The sequence below is a fragment of the Stenotrophomonas maltophilia group sp. RNC7 genome, assembly GCF_030910085.1.
GTDB classification, from domain to species: domain Bacteria; phylum Pseudomonadota; class Gammaproteobacteria; order Xanthomonadales; family Xanthomonadaceae; genus Stenotrophomonas; species Stenotrophomonas sepilia.
The window spans coordinates 1-920 of the sequence record NZ_JAVFVN010000643.1; the positions used below are offsets into that span (position 1 = coordinate 1).

Annotated in this window: 2 protein-coding genes; both read left to right on the forward strand. The window is 32.4% G+C overall.

The annotated features are described in order from the left end of the window. A partial coding sequence (locus tag RCF13_RS12800; RefSeq protein WP_308141236.1) for a hypothetical protein occupies positions 1 to 571 on the forward strand: 571 nt, incomplete at its 5' end. 14 nt (positions 572 to 585) lie between these two features. Further along, positions 586 to 920 (forward strand): hypothetical protein (locus tag RCF13_RS12805; protein ID WP_308141237.1); only part of this gene is annotated, 335 nt, incomplete at its 3' end.

The following is a 920-nucleotide window of genomic DNA, read 5'->3' on the forward strand; positions in this document are numbered from 1 at the left end:
GTTTTATCTAGAACCAATAACTGTTTTAGTAGATGTTAAGGAACAGCATTCAAAGGAACAATTGCTTAAGGAAGCAAAGGAACAATTTGTAAAAGATATGATTGAAGCTGGTGGACCTGAAAAGTTCAAATATAGTACAGCTGAAGAAGATTGCATGACACTCGATCAGCTGCTTGTTGGACAAATAGTAGGAACATCAAAAGGAAGAGGTGTAGTACTTAAAATTAATAAGGTTAAAGTCAATGTAAAGATTGAGAATCTAGATGGGATATACAGTATACATCCATCCGGACTGAAAAAAATAACAGGTAAAAAAGCGAAGAGTATTTGGGAGACTAAATATCCACCTAGATATGTTGAATTGATGGGGTATCAAGAGGGAGATACAGCGTTTGTTTTATATAAAGGGAAGGTTGTTGACGTAGTAGTTACATCTGTACCAAGAAGCCCGAAAGGTAAATATAAATTTCAGATTGTTAATGGAACAAGTTATTTTGAAATCACGGAGAATAAGTTGAAGTCTGTTTTCCAAACTAGAAAAGCTGCAGAGGAAAAATTAAATAATAAATAATAGGGGGAATTGTTATGTACACTAATCCAATATTAGAAAAAGCAGAAAAATTATATTGTCTTCATGTTTATGATTTATTTGCAGAAGCTATGGTGAATCAAATAGTAGCGAAGGTGAGTAAGCCTTTTGTTAGCAATGGTTATGTATGTGCAGAAATTAATCTGTCTAATGGTTTAGAATATGGTGTTTACTATGAAAAAGTAGAAACAGAATGTGAAAACAAATTAGAGGAATATAGTCATTATTTAAAAGAGAACGTTGAAAATCAATTAATCCAAGCTATTATAGTTGGCCCTGACGATGAAATCTTGAGCTTAATTATATATACAGACACTGGATATGTGAAACT